15 protein-coding genes are annotated in these 13,226 nt (G+C 71.0%); 4 read left to right on the top strand and 11 right to left on the bottom strand.

The window, feature by feature from the left end; all coding sequences use genetic code 11:
• The first annotated feature begins 62 nt into the window (after positions 1-62).
• Positions 63-1,232 (top strand): FIST signal transduction protein, encoded by a 1,170-nt coding sequence (locus tag HNR40_RS31165; RefSeq protein WP_184968114.1) that lies wholly within the window; start codon positions 63-65, stop codon positions 1,230-1,232.
• Positions 1,229-2,272 (top strand): ROK family protein, encoded by a 1,044-nt coding sequence (locus tag HNR40_RS31170; protein ID WP_184967607.1) that lies wholly within the window; start codon positions 1,229-1,231, stop codon positions 2,270-2,272. The genes HNR40_RS31165 and HNR40_RS31170 overlap by 4 nt, the downstream gene beginning before the upstream one ends.
• Here the strand turns inward: HNR40_RS31170 and HNR40_RS31175 are convergent.
• The 11 genes from HNR40_RS31175 to HNR40_RS31225 are packed head-to-tail and all read right to left on the bottom strand — an operon-like array spanning position 2,269 to position 11,965.
• Positions 2,269-3,081 carry a hypothetical protein gene (locus HNR40_RS31175; RefSeq protein ID WP_184967609.1) on the bottom strand — a complete coding sequence of 271 codons (813 nt, stop codon included), beginning with the start codon at positions 3,079-3,081 and terminating at the stop codon, positions 2,269-2,271. The genes HNR40_RS31170 and HNR40_RS31175 overlap by 4 nt on opposite strands.
• The gene (locus HNR40_RS31180; RefSeq protein ID WP_184967611.1) at positions 3,081-3,926 is read right to left on the bottom strand and encodes a hypothetical protein; all 846 of its coding nucleotides are present in this window, start codon (positions 3,924-3,926) and stop codon (positions 3,081-3,083) included. Before HNR40_RS31180 ends, HNR40_RS31175 begins: the two co-directional genes overlap by 1 nt.
• Before the next feature lie 11 nt (positions 3,927-3,937).
• Positions 3,938-5,116: an ABC transporter permease gene (locus HNR40_RS31185; protein WP_184967613.1), complete on the bottom strand. Its 1,179-nt coding sequence runs from the start codon at positions 5,114-5,116 to the stop codon at positions 3,938-3,940.
• Positions 5,103-5,780, bottom strand: coding sequence for an ABC transporter ATP-binding protein (locus HNR40_RS31190; protein WP_184967614.1), 678 nt, complete (start codon positions 5,778-5,780; stop codon positions 5,103-5,105). Before HNR40_RS31190 ends, HNR40_RS31185 begins: the two co-directional genes overlap by 14 nt.
• Positions 5,773-7,473: a peptidoglycan-binding protein gene (locus tag HNR40_RS31195; RefSeq protein WP_184967617.1), complete on the bottom strand. Its 1,701-nt coding sequence runs from the start codon at positions 7,471-7,473 to the stop codon at positions 5,773-5,775. Before HNR40_RS31195 ends, HNR40_RS31190 begins: the two co-directional genes overlap by 8 nt.
• A gap of 49 nt (positions 7,474-7,522) precedes the next feature.
• Positions 7,523-8,419 (bottom strand): hypothetical protein, encoded by an 897-nt coding sequence (locus HNR40_RS31200; protein ID WP_184967619.1) that lies wholly within the window; start codon positions 8,417-8,419, stop codon positions 7,523-7,525.
• A complete protein-coding gene (locus HNR40_RS31205; RefSeq protein WP_184967621.1) occupies positions 8,416-8,748 on the bottom strand; it encodes a PadR family transcriptional regulator in 333 nt (110 codons plus the stop codon). Before HNR40_RS31205 ends, HNR40_RS31200 begins: the two co-directional genes overlap by 4 nt.
• Before the next feature lie 45 nt (positions 8,749-8,793).
• The gene (locus tag HNR40_RS31210; protein WP_184967623.1) at positions 8,794-9,678 is read right to left on the bottom strand and encodes a hypothetical protein; all 885 of its coding nucleotides are present in this window, start codon (positions 9,676-9,678) and stop codon (positions 8,794-8,796) included.
• A gap of 2 nt (positions 9,679-9,680) precedes the next feature.
• Positions 9,681-10,568, bottom strand: a complete 888-nt coding sequence (locus HNR40_RS31215) for a hypothetical protein (protein WP_184967625.1) — start codon at positions 10,566-10,568, stop codon at positions 9,681-9,683.
• Between the two features lie 33 nt (positions 10,569-10,601).
• Positions 10,602-11,528, bottom strand: coding sequence for a hypothetical protein (locus tag HNR40_RS31220; RefSeq protein ID WP_184967627.1), 927 nt, complete (start codon positions 11,526-11,528; stop codon positions 10,602-10,604).
• Positions 11,525-11,965: a PadR family transcriptional regulator gene (locus tag HNR40_RS31225; RefSeq protein ID WP_184967629.1), complete on the bottom strand. Its 441-nt coding sequence runs from the start codon at positions 11,963-11,965 to the stop codon at positions 11,525-11,527. The genes HNR40_RS31220 and HNR40_RS31225 overlap by 4 nt, the downstream gene beginning before the upstream one ends.
• Positions 11,966-12,068: 103 nt before the next feature.
• On the opposite strand from HNR40_RS31225, the gene HNR40_RS31230 reads away from it, so the two are divergent.
• Positions 12,069-12,602 carry an RNA polymerase sigma factor gene (locus tag HNR40_RS31230; RefSeq protein ID WP_184967631.1) on the top strand — a complete coding sequence of 178 codons (534 nt, stop codon included), beginning with the start codon at positions 12,069-12,071 and terminating at the stop codon, positions 12,600-12,602.
• Positions 12,599-13,183 (top strand): hypothetical protein, encoded by a 585-nt coding sequence (locus tag HNR40_RS31235; RefSeq protein WP_184967633.1) that lies wholly within the window; start codon positions 12,599-12,601, stop codon positions 13,181-13,183. Before HNR40_RS31230 ends, HNR40_RS31235 begins: the two co-directional genes overlap by 4 nt.
• Positions 13,184-13,226: the final 43 nt, after the last annotated feature.

The raw sequence follows: 13,226 nt of genomic DNA on the forward strand, positions 1-13,226 counted from the left end.
CAGTGGGGAGAAACGGGGCTAGGGAACCAGCAACAGCAAGGGAGGCGAGACGCGTGGCCCTGATGACGAGCCGCTTCGCTGATGGCCTCGCCGTGGGATCCGACCTGGGCGCGACCGCCGAACGCGCCGTGGGGCAGGCCCTGTCGAGGCTTGCCGGCAAGGCTGACCTGGTCTGTTTCTTCATCTGCGGCGATGACCCCGACGACGTGGCGGAGGCCGGCCGCCGGGCCATGGCGCTCGCGCCGGACGCGCACGTGATCGGCTGCAGCGCCACCGGCGTGATCGGCGACGGTCAGGGCGTCGAACTCGCGCCGTCCGTCAGCGCCTGGGCGGCGACGCTCGACGGCGCCAGACTGACCACCTTCGCCCTGGAGACGCTGACCGCCGAGGACCGATTCGTCGTCGTCGGCCTGCCGGAACGCGGCTCCGACGACCACGTGGCCGTCCTGATGGCCGACCCGTACACCTTCCCGACCGACGCGTTCGTCGAACGCTCCGTGGACGTGCTCGGCGACCTGCCGATCATCGGCGGCCTCGCCAACGGGATGAGCGGCAGAGGCTCCGTACGCCTGTTCGCCGACGGCCAGGTCTACACCGAGGGCGCCATAGGCGTGCTGATCAGCGGCCAGGTCAACGTCAGCACCGTGGTCAGCCAGGGCTGCCGCCCGATCGGCCCCACCATGGTCGTCACCCGCGCCGAGGAGAACCTGCTGCTCGAACTGGCCGGCCAGCCCGCCCTCGCCCGCCTGGAGGACATCGTCAGCGACCTCGACGAGGACGACCGCGACCTGGTCGCCTCCGGCCTGCAGATCGGCCTCGCCATGGACGAGTACGCCGAACGCCACGAACGCGGCGACTTCCTCATCAGAGGCGTGCTCGGCATCGACCCCGACCGGGAGGCCGTCGCCATCGGCGACGTGGTCGAAGTCGGCAGAACCGTCCGCTTCCAGGTACGCGACGCCGCCACCGCCGACGAGGACCTCTACGACCTGCTCGACGCCCACCGCGAAGAGCTGGGCAAGGTCGACGGCGCGCTGCTGTTCGCCTGCAACGGGCGCGGCTCCGCCATGTTCGGCACCGCCGACCACGACGCCGTCGCCCTGCGCGACACCCTCGGCCACATCGGCATGGCCGGCTTCTTCGCCGCCGGCGAGGTCGGCCCGGTCGCCGGGCACAACCACGTCCACGGCTTCACCGCCTCGGTCCTGGTCTTCTCCTCGGGCAGCCGGTGATCCTCGCGATCGACGTCGGCGGCACCAAGATGGCGGCCGCCCTGGTCGCCCCCGACGGCGCCGTACGGCTGACCCGCCGCCTGGCCACCCCGCAGGACGCGGACGCCGAGACCCTGTGGAAGACCCTGCTCGCCCTCATCGAGCCCTACGACGGCTTCAGCGGCGTCGGCGTGGGCTGCGGCGGGCCCATGGCCTGGCCATCCGGCGAGGTCTCGCCGCTCAACATCCCCGGCTGGCGCGGCTTCCCCCTCGGCGAACGGCTCGCCGCCCGATTCCCCGGTAAGCCCGTGCGTATCCACAACGACGCCATCTGCCTGGCCGTCGCCGAACACTGGAAGGGCCACGGGCGCGGCCGGGCCAACATGCTGGGCATGGTCGTCTCCACCGGGGTCGGCGGCGGCCTCATCCTCGGCGACCGGCTCGTCAACGGCGGCACTGGCAACGCGGGGCACATCGGGCACGTCATCGTGGAACCCGGCGGTCCGCCCTGCGGCTGCGGCGGCCACGGCTGCCTGGAGGCGGTCGCCCGCGGTCCGGCCCTCGTGGCATGGGCCCAGGACCAGGGCTGGACACCTTCACCGGCGAACGGCGCGTACCGGGACGCGGTGGGATCTGACCCGGAGAAGGCAGGGTCTGGCCGGGAGAAGGCAGGGTCTGGCCAGGAAGAGGCGGCGGGGTCTGGCCTGGACGTGGCGGGGGCTTATCGGGAGGATCGGGAGGCGACGGGGCAGATGCTGGCGGCCGACGCGCGGCGCGGTGACCCCATCGCGCGGGCGGCCCTCGCCAGGGCGGGGCATGCGCTGGGCCTGGCCATCGCCTCCGCCACGCACCTGTGCGACCTGGACGTGGTGACGATCGGCGGCGGGTTGTCACAGTCGGGCGAGCTGCTGTTCGGGCCGCTGGAGCGGACGCTGCGCGAGCACGCGCGCATGGACTTCGCGCGCCGCCTGTCCGTCGTCCCGGCCCTGCTCGGCCAGGAGGCCGGCCTCGTGGGGGCGGCGGCGCTGCTCCTGGGCGGCGACAGGTACTGGGCGGTCTAGTCCAGCGCCCACTCGGCGGCGACGCGCTCCCGGACTTCGGCCTGCCGCTGGTGGGTCCACCTGAAGGTCCGCGTCGCACAGGTCAGGTCGGCCAGCGCCGCCTTGATCTCCCTCTCCAGGTACGGCCCGGCCTGCGAGGGCGAGAGCGTCGGCAGATACTCCACACCCTCCTCCTTGATCGGGAACTCCGCGCCGGCCAGCCGGGTGCGTTCGGCGACGAACGACTCCATCAGCTGGCTGGAGATGCGGCTGGGCAGGGCCGAACGGACTGTGTAGCCGTAGTCCTCCAGACAGGCGGCATATTTGCGGGCGGACAGCTGTGCCGGGGGATAGCTGTCGAACTCCCGCGCCAGGGCCTGCGTCAACGCCTTCTCCCGCTTCCGGTCGAGGTCGAAGCGTCCGGTGACCTGCCTGCCCGTGAGCTGCCATACCGCCGAGCCGAGGCAGACGTCGTAGGCGCGGCTGTAGGCGCGTACCTGCGTGAGGGACAGTGCCGCGGTGAGCCGGTCGTTCGGGTCGAAGGGGAGTGCGGCGAGGCCGCCCGCCTCCTGGTCGGTGGTGTGGACATACATGGCGAAGACCTTGAAGCCGTACCTGGCACGGCTCTGGCGTTCCTGCTCGGGGGTGTTCTGGCGCGGTGGGCGTCGGGGGGAGTCGATCGGGATGTACCTGAACCCCTGTTCCTTCATGCAGGCGGCCATGAGGCTTTCACGCCGGTTCGCCACCACCGCCGCCCGGCTCTCGGGAACGGGCGCCGCCGGGCCCGCGACCATCACCGCGGCCAGGGCGAACGCCAGCGACCCGCGCACTACTCTTCCCCCCACTCCCACGCGACGCGCATCCCGACGGCCGTCGACCGAGGAAAGAAGAGGCGGTAGAAGTCCTTGCCGCACTCCAGGTCGTCGAGGGCCGCCTGCCGCTCCTCCCGGAAGTAGGGCGCCGCCTCGAAGCGGGTCAGCTCGGGCAGCACGTCGCCCTTCATCCGGGGCCACTGGCGACGGCCGAGCTCCCATAGCTGATCGAAAAGCGGCTTTCTGGTCTCTCCGGCGATCTGGCTCGGGCGCGGGTCGGCCACGGGGCGGCCCTTCGCCGCCATGCACGCGGCGAAGTCCCGCGCCTTCGCGACCAGCAGAGGGTCGGCGTCGTGCGCCTGGCGATGGGCGGTGTGCAAGGCCTCCGTCACCTGCCGATCCAGGTCCTCGACGCTGGTCACCTTCCTGCCGAGCGCCGTCTGCGCGGCCCATGCGTAGCAGGGGGCCTGGGCCTTGAAGTAGGCCTCCGCCTGAGTGCGGGACAGGGCGTTGATGGTCGCGTTGTTGGGATGCTCGCGGAAGCCGGCGACGTCATTGGGGCCGGTCTCGTTGGGGAAGACGTAGCGGGCGAAGATCCGGAAACCGTACTTCAGCCGATCGGCCAGCATGGCCGAGTAGTCGCCCTCCACCATCCCACGCTGGGCCTTCGTCAGCGGGACCTGGGGTTGGACGTCCTGGACGTAGCGGAAGCCGTGCCGCTTCATGCAGTCGGCCATCAGGCTCTCCCTGCGCTCCTTGGGCGACAGGGGCGGCCGCTGCGTCGCGGACGGCGCCGAGGGCAGCGCGCTCGAGCCGCCTACGAGCAGGATGGTCAATACGGTTGTCAGTCGCTGGAGTCCCATCGGGGCGGACACTATCTCAGCGCGTCCACGGGTTCCATCCTGGCCGCCCGCAGCGCCGGATACAGCCCGGCCAGCAGACCGACGACGGCACCGGCCAGGGGAGCGGCCAGCGCCAGCCGTACGTCCAGGAGGGGTGTCCACTGTTTGGCAGCGGAGACGGCGACGACGGTCACCACCCCGAGCGAGGCGCCGATCACGCCGCCGGTCAGCCCGGTCAGCGTGGACTCCAGCAGGAACTGCGCGGCGATGTGCCGCCGGGCGGCGCCCAGCGAGCGGCGCAGGCCGATCTCGGAGACGCGCTCCATCACGGTGACCAGCGTCACGTTCGCGATGCCGACGGCGCCGACCACGAGCGAGACCAGGCCGAGGATGAGGAAGAGGGCGTTGACGTCGTCCTGTGCCTTGTCGCGGGCCCTGATCGGGCTGGGCGGGGCGATGACCTGGAGAAGGTCCTGGTTTCCTGGGCTGAGCGCCGTTGGGGCCTGGCGGGAGACGAGGTCGGCGGCGCCGAGGCTGGTGTTGATCAGGACCCGGGTCACGTCGCGCAGGCCGAACTGGCGGCCGGTGCTCGGCGGGATCATCACCGCCATCGACAGGTTCCGCTCGCGGCGCAGTTCGCCGAGTATCCCGATGACCGTGTACGCGTGCTTGCCGATGAAGATGGCCGGAGCGCGCTTCAGGCTGCCGACGCCCAGCAGCTTGGCGGCCCGGTCGCCGATCACCGCCACCCGGTCCTGCCGCCGCACGTGCCCGGCGTCGAAGAACCGGCCGGAGACCATACGGCCCCGCGCGGCCTGCGGCAGGTCCGTGGTCGAGGCCAGGACGCTCAGGGTCTGCGCGGTCACCCGGGTGGGGTCGATCAGGTCGTTGGAGCGGACGGACAGGTTGGCGCTGTCCTTGGTCTCGGCCACGGCGGCGGCCGAGGTGACGCCGCGCAGCCTGGTCACCCGGGAGACGGCGTCCCAGCTCACCAGCGGGGCGTTCTTCTGCTCGGGCACCTCGACGGTGACGGCGGTGGCGACGAGTTCGTCGAAGCGGCCGACGATCTGGTTGCCGGCGGTGGCCGCCACGCCCAGTGTGACGACGAGCGTGGTGATGCCGAGCACGGTGCCGAGCGTGGTCAGCGCGGCGCGCACCGGTCTGGCGAGCAGGCCGGCGAGCGCTTCGGTCCACAGGTCACGAATCTTCACTGAGCACCCCGTCGGTGATCCTCACCCGGCGCCCGGCGCGCCGGCTGACCTCGTTCTCGTGGGTGATGACGACGATCGTCAGACCCTGCGCGCGCAGGTCGTCGAAGAGGGCGAGCACGGCGCCGGTGTTGCGGCTGTCGAGGTTGCCGGTGGGCTCGTCGCACAGCAGCAGGGACGGGCCGCCCATGAGGGCCCTGGCGATGGCGGCGCGCTGACGTTCGCCGCCGGACAGGCGGTCGGGCGTGAAGCCGGTCCGGTGGGAGAGTCCCACGCGGTCCAGGGCCTCGAGCGCGCGTTCGCGCCGGTTCTTGCGGGGGTGGGCGCCGTAGACCTCGGCCAGCATCACGTTCTCCACCACGCTGCGGTGCGCGAGCAGGTGGAAGGACTGGAAGACGAAGCCGATCCGGTCGCCGCGCAGCCTCGTCCGCGCCCCGTCGCGCAGGGCGGTGGTCTCGGTGCCGTCCAGCCGGTAGCTGCCCGAGGTGGGGCGGTCCAGCAGGCCGAGCACGTTGAGCAGGGTTGACTTGCCGGAGCCCGACGGGCCGACGATGGCCAGGTAGTCGCCCTGCCGTACGTCGATGCTGATCTCGTCAATTGCGAGGACCGGCGGGTCGGCGGGGAACTCCTTGGAGACCAGTTCCAGCTCGATGACCGGCTCAGGCACCGCCGATCACCACCCGGTCGCCCTCCTTGAGGTCGCCGCTCACCTCGACCTGGCCGTCGGCGGTCAGCCCGGTGCGTACCTCGACCTCTCTCGTCCGGTCCGGCGCGGTCTCGACCTGCACCCGCGCCTTGCCGTCTGCGGCGGTGACGACCGCCGCGACCGGCACCACCAGCACCGGCTCGTCGGTCGCGCCCACGGTCACCTTGGCGGCGACGGCGGTCCCTGACAGGCCCTTGAGCCCCTTCATCGACTCGGGGGTTATCAGCACGGGCCGGTTGCCGGCGGGCGGCGGCTCCTCGCCGGGGACCTTGGCCTTCTCGCCGACCGCGCTCAGCGTGGCCGGATAGGTCTGGCCGGAGTCGAGTTCGATGCTGGCCTTGAGCCCCTCGCGCAGCAGGCCGGCCTCCTCGGGCTCCACCGATCCCGACACCATGAACGACGAACTGGTCACGGTGGCCACCTCGTCCTCGACCATCTGGCCCGCCTTCACCTTCGCCTTGTGCACCCGCGCGGGCAGCGCGGGCAGGAACACCACCTCGCCCGGCGGGATCGACGTGCCATACGTGCGCAGGAACTCGCCGAGCAGCGACGACGCCGCGGCCACGTCCTTCTTCGCGTTGGCGACCTTGAGCTTGGCGGGGGAGACCTGCCGGGCGTGCCGCAGCGCCTGCTCGGCGGTGACCAGCCCCTCCTGCGCGGTGCGCACGGCCGTGCGCAGCTCCCGCAGGCGTTTCACGCGGGCCTGCGCGCTCTCGTCGCCGAGCCGGTCGCGCGCCCGGCGGGCGGAGTCCAGCTCCGCCCTGGCGTTGGCGACCTTGAGCTCCAGCAGCCGGGTGTCGCTGGTGGGTGAGGGCGACGGCGTGGCGGCGGGCCGGTCCGCCTCGGCCAGCGCCTGCTCGGCTTCGAGCAGCTTCTCCTCGGCCGCGCGCACGGCCGAGTCGGCCGCGTCCACCTTGGCCTGGTCATCGGGCGTGCGCCGCCCGTCCTCCGCCTCCTCCAGCGCGCTCTCGGCCGCGCGCAGCCCGGCCCGCGCGTTGCCGAGCTTGATCTTCAGCGGCAGCACGTCGCGCCCCTGGTCGAGCGCGCGTTGTTCGAGCGCGAGCGTCTCCTTCGCCGTCTGTACGGCCTTGCGCAACGTGTCCTGCGCCTGCCGGTCGCCCAGGGCGGGCCGCTGGGCCTCATAACCCCCCTTCGCGTACAGCCGGGTGACCGCGGCGACTGTGGCCCCGTCGAACACCCCCGAGACCGGCGCGCCGAACCCGAGCCTGCGCAGCGCCCTCTGCAACTGCTCGACGTCGTCGCCCCTGGTGCCGGGGGCGATCGTGCGGTGCATCGGCACCTTGCCGCGCAGCGCGAACACCGGCCGCCCGTTGACCTCCATCAGCACGCCGCCCTCGCGCAGCCTGCCCTGGCGCGGGGCCCGGGTGGCACGCTGCAGCTCGGCCGGCCCGCCGACCACCCCGGCGAGGGTGATCGGGAACGGCGAGCCGTACTCCAGAGTGCCGTTGACGGCGACGGTGCTGACGAGCTCGCGGCGCTCGACCGCCGCGGTGACGAGACTGGCCTTGGGCGGTGTACGGCGGGCCGCCTCGTCGGCCGGCGAGCGCAGGCGGGTGCTCAGGAACCAGCCGGCGCCCGCGACGGCCAGGACGCCCACCAGGACGGCGGCGAGTAGCTTCCGCGGCGACTTCATGGGAACTCCAAAAGGGCATGCTGAAGAGAGCCGGTGGCGCCGGCGGGGTTCAGAGCAGGACGTTGCGCCTGGTGCGGAACGGCAGGACCGCCGCGACCAGGGTCAGCAGGAGCACCAGCGCCCAGTGCGCGCTCTCCTGCCGGGTGACGGCGACGAGCGTGAAGCTCTCGGCGAGCACCACCGTGCTGTGGAGGGTGTAGACGGCCGTGGCGATCGACCAGCGGTGGTCGGCCGTCACGTGGCCGGCGTAGCACGCCGCCAGGAGCAACGCGGTCTCCAGCCCGACGCGGAGCATCGCGGAGGGGGCGGCTTCGACGATGTCGCGCCAGGCTGGATCCGCGCCGACGGCCAAGGGCACCGCGGCCAGCCACCACCACGAACGGCGGTGGAGGGTTTCGCCGCGAATGGCCAATGCCACGAGGCCGAGGATCAGGAGGCCGTTGGCGACGGCCGGGGCGATCGGGCCGCCGCCGGCGTAGAGGGTGGGCATCGACTGCCACGGCCCGTCGGGGAAGACCGGCAGCAGCGTCTCGTCCAGCCACGGCTTGGCCAGCGTGATCGCCAGTGTCTTGACGGAGAGCAAGGCGGCCAGGGGGATCGCCAGACGTACCCGGCCGAGCAGGGTGGCCAGGAACGCCGCCGCGGCCACGCCCACCCACAGCGGGATCGTGCTCGCATAGGGGATGAGCAGCGCCAGGTTGAGCAGGCTGAGGACCGTCACCGCGAGGTGCAGGCCGTCCGCCCAGGCCGGGCCGTGCGCCGACTGCAGGATGCGGGTCCTGATGCCGCCCTTGACCAGCGCGGCGGCCTCGCGCAGGGGAGGCAGCGCCCGGTCGGGCTCCGCCGTGGTCAGCAGGACGTCCAGCAGTTCGTCGCCGTAGTCGGCGCGGTAGCCGTCAGGGTAGGCGCGGAGCAATAACCGGTAGCGGCGCTCCAGCCTGCTCATGAGAAGGTCGCTCCGAGCGTGCGCCCGGTGACCACGGCGGCGGCCTGCTGCATGCGCAGCGCCTCCTCCTCCACCAGGCGACGGCCGTCGTCGGTGATGCGGAAGTAGCGGCGCTTGCGGCCGTTGACGATCTCTTCCTTCTCGACCATGATCACGCCGCTGCCGGTCAGGCGGTCGAGCGCGCCGTACAGGGTGCCGACGGCGAGCTTGACGCGGTCCTGGGAGAGCTCGACGACGCGCTTGAGAATCGCGTGCCCGTGGAGCGGACCGTCCAGAAGGGCGGCGAGTACGAAATACGTCTGCTCACTCACCGACGATCCCCTAGACATGGCTGAGAAGATACTTCGAGGCGCGAAGCATGGTCAAGAATCCGCTCATCTCAGCGCGTACTCGGCGAGGAGCGTGTTGTTGATCTTCAGGTCCTTGGGGTTGTAGACGGGGTAGAAGGCCTTGCCGCACTCCAGGTCGTCCAGCGCGGCCTTGATCTCCTTCTGGAAATAGGGCTTGGCCTGGGCGGCGGTGAGTTCCGGCATGATGATCTCCCCCGAGCCGGGGTCGAACTCGATGCCCTGCTGCTTCGCGCCGATCCGGGATGCCATGTCGTGGATCGAGTCCTGGACGGCCATGGAGATGTCGCGCGGGGCGGTCTCGGTGACGGTGTAGCCCTTGCCGCGCAGGCAGTCGGCCATCGTCGAGGCGAGCCCGACCAGCTGCTGGTCGCCGTCCACCTCTCTGGCGACGATGAGCTTCTTCGCCTGGCTGAACTGCTGGAAGAGGTCTGTCCTCTTCGTGATGCTCTTGCCGAGGACCTCCTTGGCCGCGAGGGCGAAGCAGGTGTCGCGCGCCTTTTTGTAGGACGTGTACTGAGCTGTGGAGAGGTCGCCGGTGATCTTCGTGTTGGGGTCCTTGTCGGCTTGGGCCACCTTCTTGCTGATGCCGACCTCGCCCGGGTAGATGAACTCGGCGAACACCCCGAAGCCGTATTTTTCGCGATTTTTCCGCAGTTCTTGGTAATCGCCGTTGTCGCGCTTGATCTCGGCGGCGGTCAGCTTCTCCTCCGGCGGCACGTACGCGACGTACTTGAAGCCCTTCTGCTTCATGCAGTCGGCCAGGACCGACTCCATCTGGAGCTTCTTGTCCACGGTCGCCGTGCCGGGGGTAGCCGAAGCCCCCGCTTCCGGCTCACCACCGGCCTCGACGCTTCCGCACCCGGTCAGTACGGCCAGCGCGGCCACGGTCAGGCTCATCTTCTTGATCATGGTCACTGGTCCCCACCGCCGAATTCGACTGCCACGCGCTGCTGGATCTCCGCGTTCCTGGGTGAGTAGGCGGCGTAGAAGGCCTTGCCGCACTCCAGGTCGTCCAGCGCGACCTTGACCTCCTGGCCGAAGTACCGCTTGCCGTCGGCGACGGAGATCACGGGCATCACGTACTGCCCGTGCTTGGCCATCTCCTCGTCCTCCGGCTTGTCGTCGTTCTTGGCCAGCGTCTTCACCTTGTCCTCGAACATCCGCCAGCCCCAGGTGTGGAGCGTGGACGGCCGGGTGTCGGCCACGGAGTGGCCCTTGCCCTTGAGGCAGGCGCCCATCTCCGCGGCCAGCTCGACCAGCTTCGGGTCGCCGTTGAGCTCGCGGTCCAGGACCTTGTCGATCGTCGCGTTCTCCTGGGCGTACCGGTCGTCGTCATCCTTGACGACCTTGCCGGTGACCTCCTTGATCGCCCGGGACTTGCACGCCGTCAGCTGCTTCTCGTACGCCGCCAGCTGGGCGGGCGACAGGTCCTGGACGATGGCGCTGTTCGGGCTGTCCTCCGACGACCACAGCACCTCTTCCTTCCGGTCGGGATGCGCGTAGCGGTAGAAGACCGTGAAGCCCTTCTCCGCCCGCTCCTCCTTCATCGCCGCGTAGTCGCCGAGGTAGGCCCGGTCGCCCGTGGTCTCGCCCGCCTTGACCGGCGGCACCCACGGGACGTACTTGAAGCCCTTCCCCTTCATGCAGTCGCCGACGATCGCCTGGATCCGGTGTGCGCCGTCGGAGGCTTTGGTGCTGCTCGCCGCCTGGGGAGCGGCGGGTGGGGCTGGCTCGGCCGCGCAACCGGCGACGAGCGCGAGTGTCGCGGCGGTCGCGACAAGAGTTGATCTCTTGGGCATGCCGGAGACCATAGTCCGTTCAACGGAGTATCGTCAATCCAGGGCATGCCTCCGCTGCCGGAGCGGCAGGAGGGCCGTGGCCGCCGTCAGCAGCGCCAGCAGGGCCCCGTACGCCAGGTGCTGCGAGGAGAGGATCACGCCGTTCTCGGGAAGGGTCAGCAGGGTCACCCCGACGACGGTGACCGCCAGGTAGAACGCGCAGCCGAGCGCCCAGCGCAGGTCGCGGGTCAGGTATCCGGCCACGGCCGCGGCGGCCATCAGGGCCAGCTCAAGCCCCATCCGGCTCAGGCTGATCGGCAGGTTGTGCTCCTCGATCATCCAGGCGGGGCCGTCCCATGCCAGGAACGGGATCGCCGCCCACCACCACCAGGAACGCGCACGCGTGACGCCCCCACGCGGCGCCGGCGCCAGCAGGCCGACCACCACCAGCCCGTACGCGACGGTCACGGTCACCGGCGCGCTGTCGGAGAACAACGCCCGGCCGGTGAGCAGTCCCGGATAGACCGGCACCTGGGTCAGCTCGGCCACCTGCCAGCCACCCGCGACGGCCACCGCCTTGACCCCGACGGCCACGGTGAGCGGGATCGCCACCCAGACCCATCCCCGCAGCACGGCCAGCACCGACAGGGCCGACAGCGCCGTCCACAGCGGGATCGCGGCGGCGTACGGCACCAGCGCGGCCAGATTCGCGACGGCCACGGCGGTGACGCCCAGGTGCAGCCCGTCCCGCCACACGCTGCCGCCGGCCAGGTGGATGACGCGGGTGCGGATGCCACCGGCCACCAGCCCCGCCACTTCCCTGGGCGGCGGGATCGTGCGATCGGCGTCCGTCGACTCCATCAGCACGTCGAGCAGCTCGTCGCCGTGCGCCTGCCGGTAGGGGCGCGGGTAGGCCAGCAGCAGCTTGCGGTAGCGCCGTTCGAGCACGCTCGTGACCGGACTCTCCAGCGTGGCCGTCATCCGCGCGCGATCCCCGGCACGAGCGCCCCGCCGGGCGCGCGCCAGCCCGGACCCGTGCCGAGCGGGCCCTTGCCGGCGCGCGACGCCTGACCCCAGAGGCCCCAGGCCTGTGCCTGGCCCGGCGACAGCCGCAGGACCAGCGCCGCCGCGTCCTGCATCCGCCTGGCCTCGGCCTCGACGAGCGCCTGGCCCTCGTCGGTGATGCGGAAGTAGCGGCGGTTGCGGCCGTTGACCGTCTCCTCGCGATCGACGGCGATCACGCCGCGCTCGTGCAGGCGCTCAAGGATGCCGTAGAGCGTGCCGACCGACGGGCGTACCCGGCCGTTGGACAGCTCCTGGATCAGCTTGCTGATCGCGTGTCCGTGGAGCGGTCCGTTGAGCAACGCGGTGAGCACGAAGAACATCGGCTCACTGACTTCAGAGGTTCCTCTGGGCATGGGGAAGACCGTATTCCGTTCAACGGAGTGTCTGCAACGCTTGTAACGCTTCACGGCGAGGTGTCCAAGCAGGGGGTGTCAACCGACGAGAGGAGCACGGCCGGTGATCGCTACCGATCCCGCGGCCTTCGAGGCCTTTTACCGCCGGCACGTCGAATCGATCACCCGGTTCATCGCCCGCCGCGTGGACGACCCGCACACGGTCGCCGACCTGGTCGCGGAGGTGTTCGTCGCGGTGCTCGACTCGGCGCACACCTACCGGCCGGGCTTGGGCAGCGAGCTCGCCTGGCTGTACGGCGTGGCGCGCAACACGCTGTCGGCCGAACGGCGCAGGGCGTTCAGGGAGTCCAGGCTGGCCGTACGCCTGAAAGGGCGGCGCCTGCTCGACCCCGACGACCTCGTCAGGCTGGAGGAGCGGATCGACGCGGAGAGCAGAGCCAGGCGGGCCTTCGAGGCCATGGCCGGACTGCCCGATGGCGAACGGGCGGTGCTGGAACTGGTCGTCCTCGACCAGCTCACGGTCACCGAAGCGGCCGCAGCCCTCGGCATCCGGCAGGGGACCGCCAGGGTCAGGCTCCACCGCGCGCGCACCGCGCTGAAGGACGTGCCCCTCGTCATGGAAGGAACCATCCGATGAGTTTCGAGGAGCGCCTGCTGATGGAGCTGAAGAACGAGATCGTCGCCCGGCGCCGCAAGGTGACCGTCCGCCGCCTGCTCGCGGGGGCGGCGGCGGCCGGGATCGCGGCCACGGTGGCCGTCGCCGCGCCGCAACTGCTCGGCGGCGAGACGCCCGCCTACGCGGTGACCCAGCGGGCCGACGGCGTCTACGTCCAGGTGAACGAGTTCCGCGACGCCGACAAGCTGGAGGCCGACCTGGCCGCCCGTGGCATCAAAGCCGACGTCACCTATATCGAGCTGGGCAAGCGCTGCGCCGCCGGCCGTGGTCAGGTGGCTGGCGAGGACAAGGTGATCGACCCGAAGACGTGGCAGAACTCGCCCTCGGCCAAGGCTGTCCGTCCCGACAGGAAAGGTGTGCTGATCAAGCCTGAGTACGTGGGCGCCGGCCAGACCGTCATGATGGAGTTCACCGAGAACACCGGCCGGGATTCGGGCGAGGAGCGGGTGCTCCGGTCGTTCTGGGGCGTGGTGATCGAGGGCGAGGTCAAGCCGTGCGTGCTCGAGGACGACCCGGACTGGGCCGACCCGGGCCGGACCTGAGGGGCAGCTAGTGCCTTATTGGGTCTTGTGTCCGGTGATGGGG

It is taken from the genome of Nonomuraea endophytica (assembly GCF_014203235.1).
Lineage (GTDB): Bacteria > Actinomycetota > Actinomycetes > Streptosporangiales > Streptosporangiaceae > Nonomuraea > Nonomuraea endophytica.

Coding starts and splice junctions, on each gene's coding strand:
- HNR40_RS31165 (WP_184968114.1), top strand. CDS start 63: ATGACGAGCCGCTTCGCTGATGGCCTCGCCGTGGGATCCGACCTGGGC.
- HNR40_RS31180 (WP_184967611.1), bottom strand. CDS start 3,926: ATGGGACTCCAGCGACTGACAACCGTATTGACCATCCTGCTCGTAGGC.
- HNR40_RS31195 (WP_184967617.1), bottom strand. CDS start 7,473: ATGAAGTCGCCGCGGAAGCTACTCGCCGCCGTCCTGGTGGGCGTCCTG.
- HNR40_RS31200 (WP_184967619.1), bottom strand. CDS start 8,419: ATGAGCAGGCTGGAGCGCCGCTACCGGTTATTGCTCCGCGCCTACCCT.
- HNR40_RS31205 (WP_184967621.1), bottom strand. CDS start 8,748: ATGTCTAGGGGATCGTCGGTGAGTGAGCAGACGTATTTCGTACTCGCC.
- HNR40_RS31210 (WP_184967623.1), bottom strand. CDS start 9,678: ATGATCAAGAAGATGAGCCTGACCGTGGCCGCGCTGGCCGTACTGACC.
- HNR40_RS31215 (WP_184967625.1), bottom strand. CDS start 10,568: ATGCCCAAGAGATCAACTCTTGTCGCGACCGCCGCGACACTCGCGCTC.
- HNR40_RS31220 (WP_184967627.1), bottom strand. CDS start 11,528: ATGACGGCCACGCTGGAGAGTCCGGTCACGAGCGTGCTCGAACGGCGC.
- HNR40_RS31225 (WP_184967629.1), bottom strand. CDS start 11,965: ATGCCCAGAGGAACCTCTGAAGTCAGTGAGCCGATGTTCTTCGTGCTC.
- HNR40_RS31235 (WP_184967633.1), top strand. CDS start 12,599: ATGAGTTTCGAGGAGCGCCTGCTGATGGAGCTGAAGAACGAGATCGTC.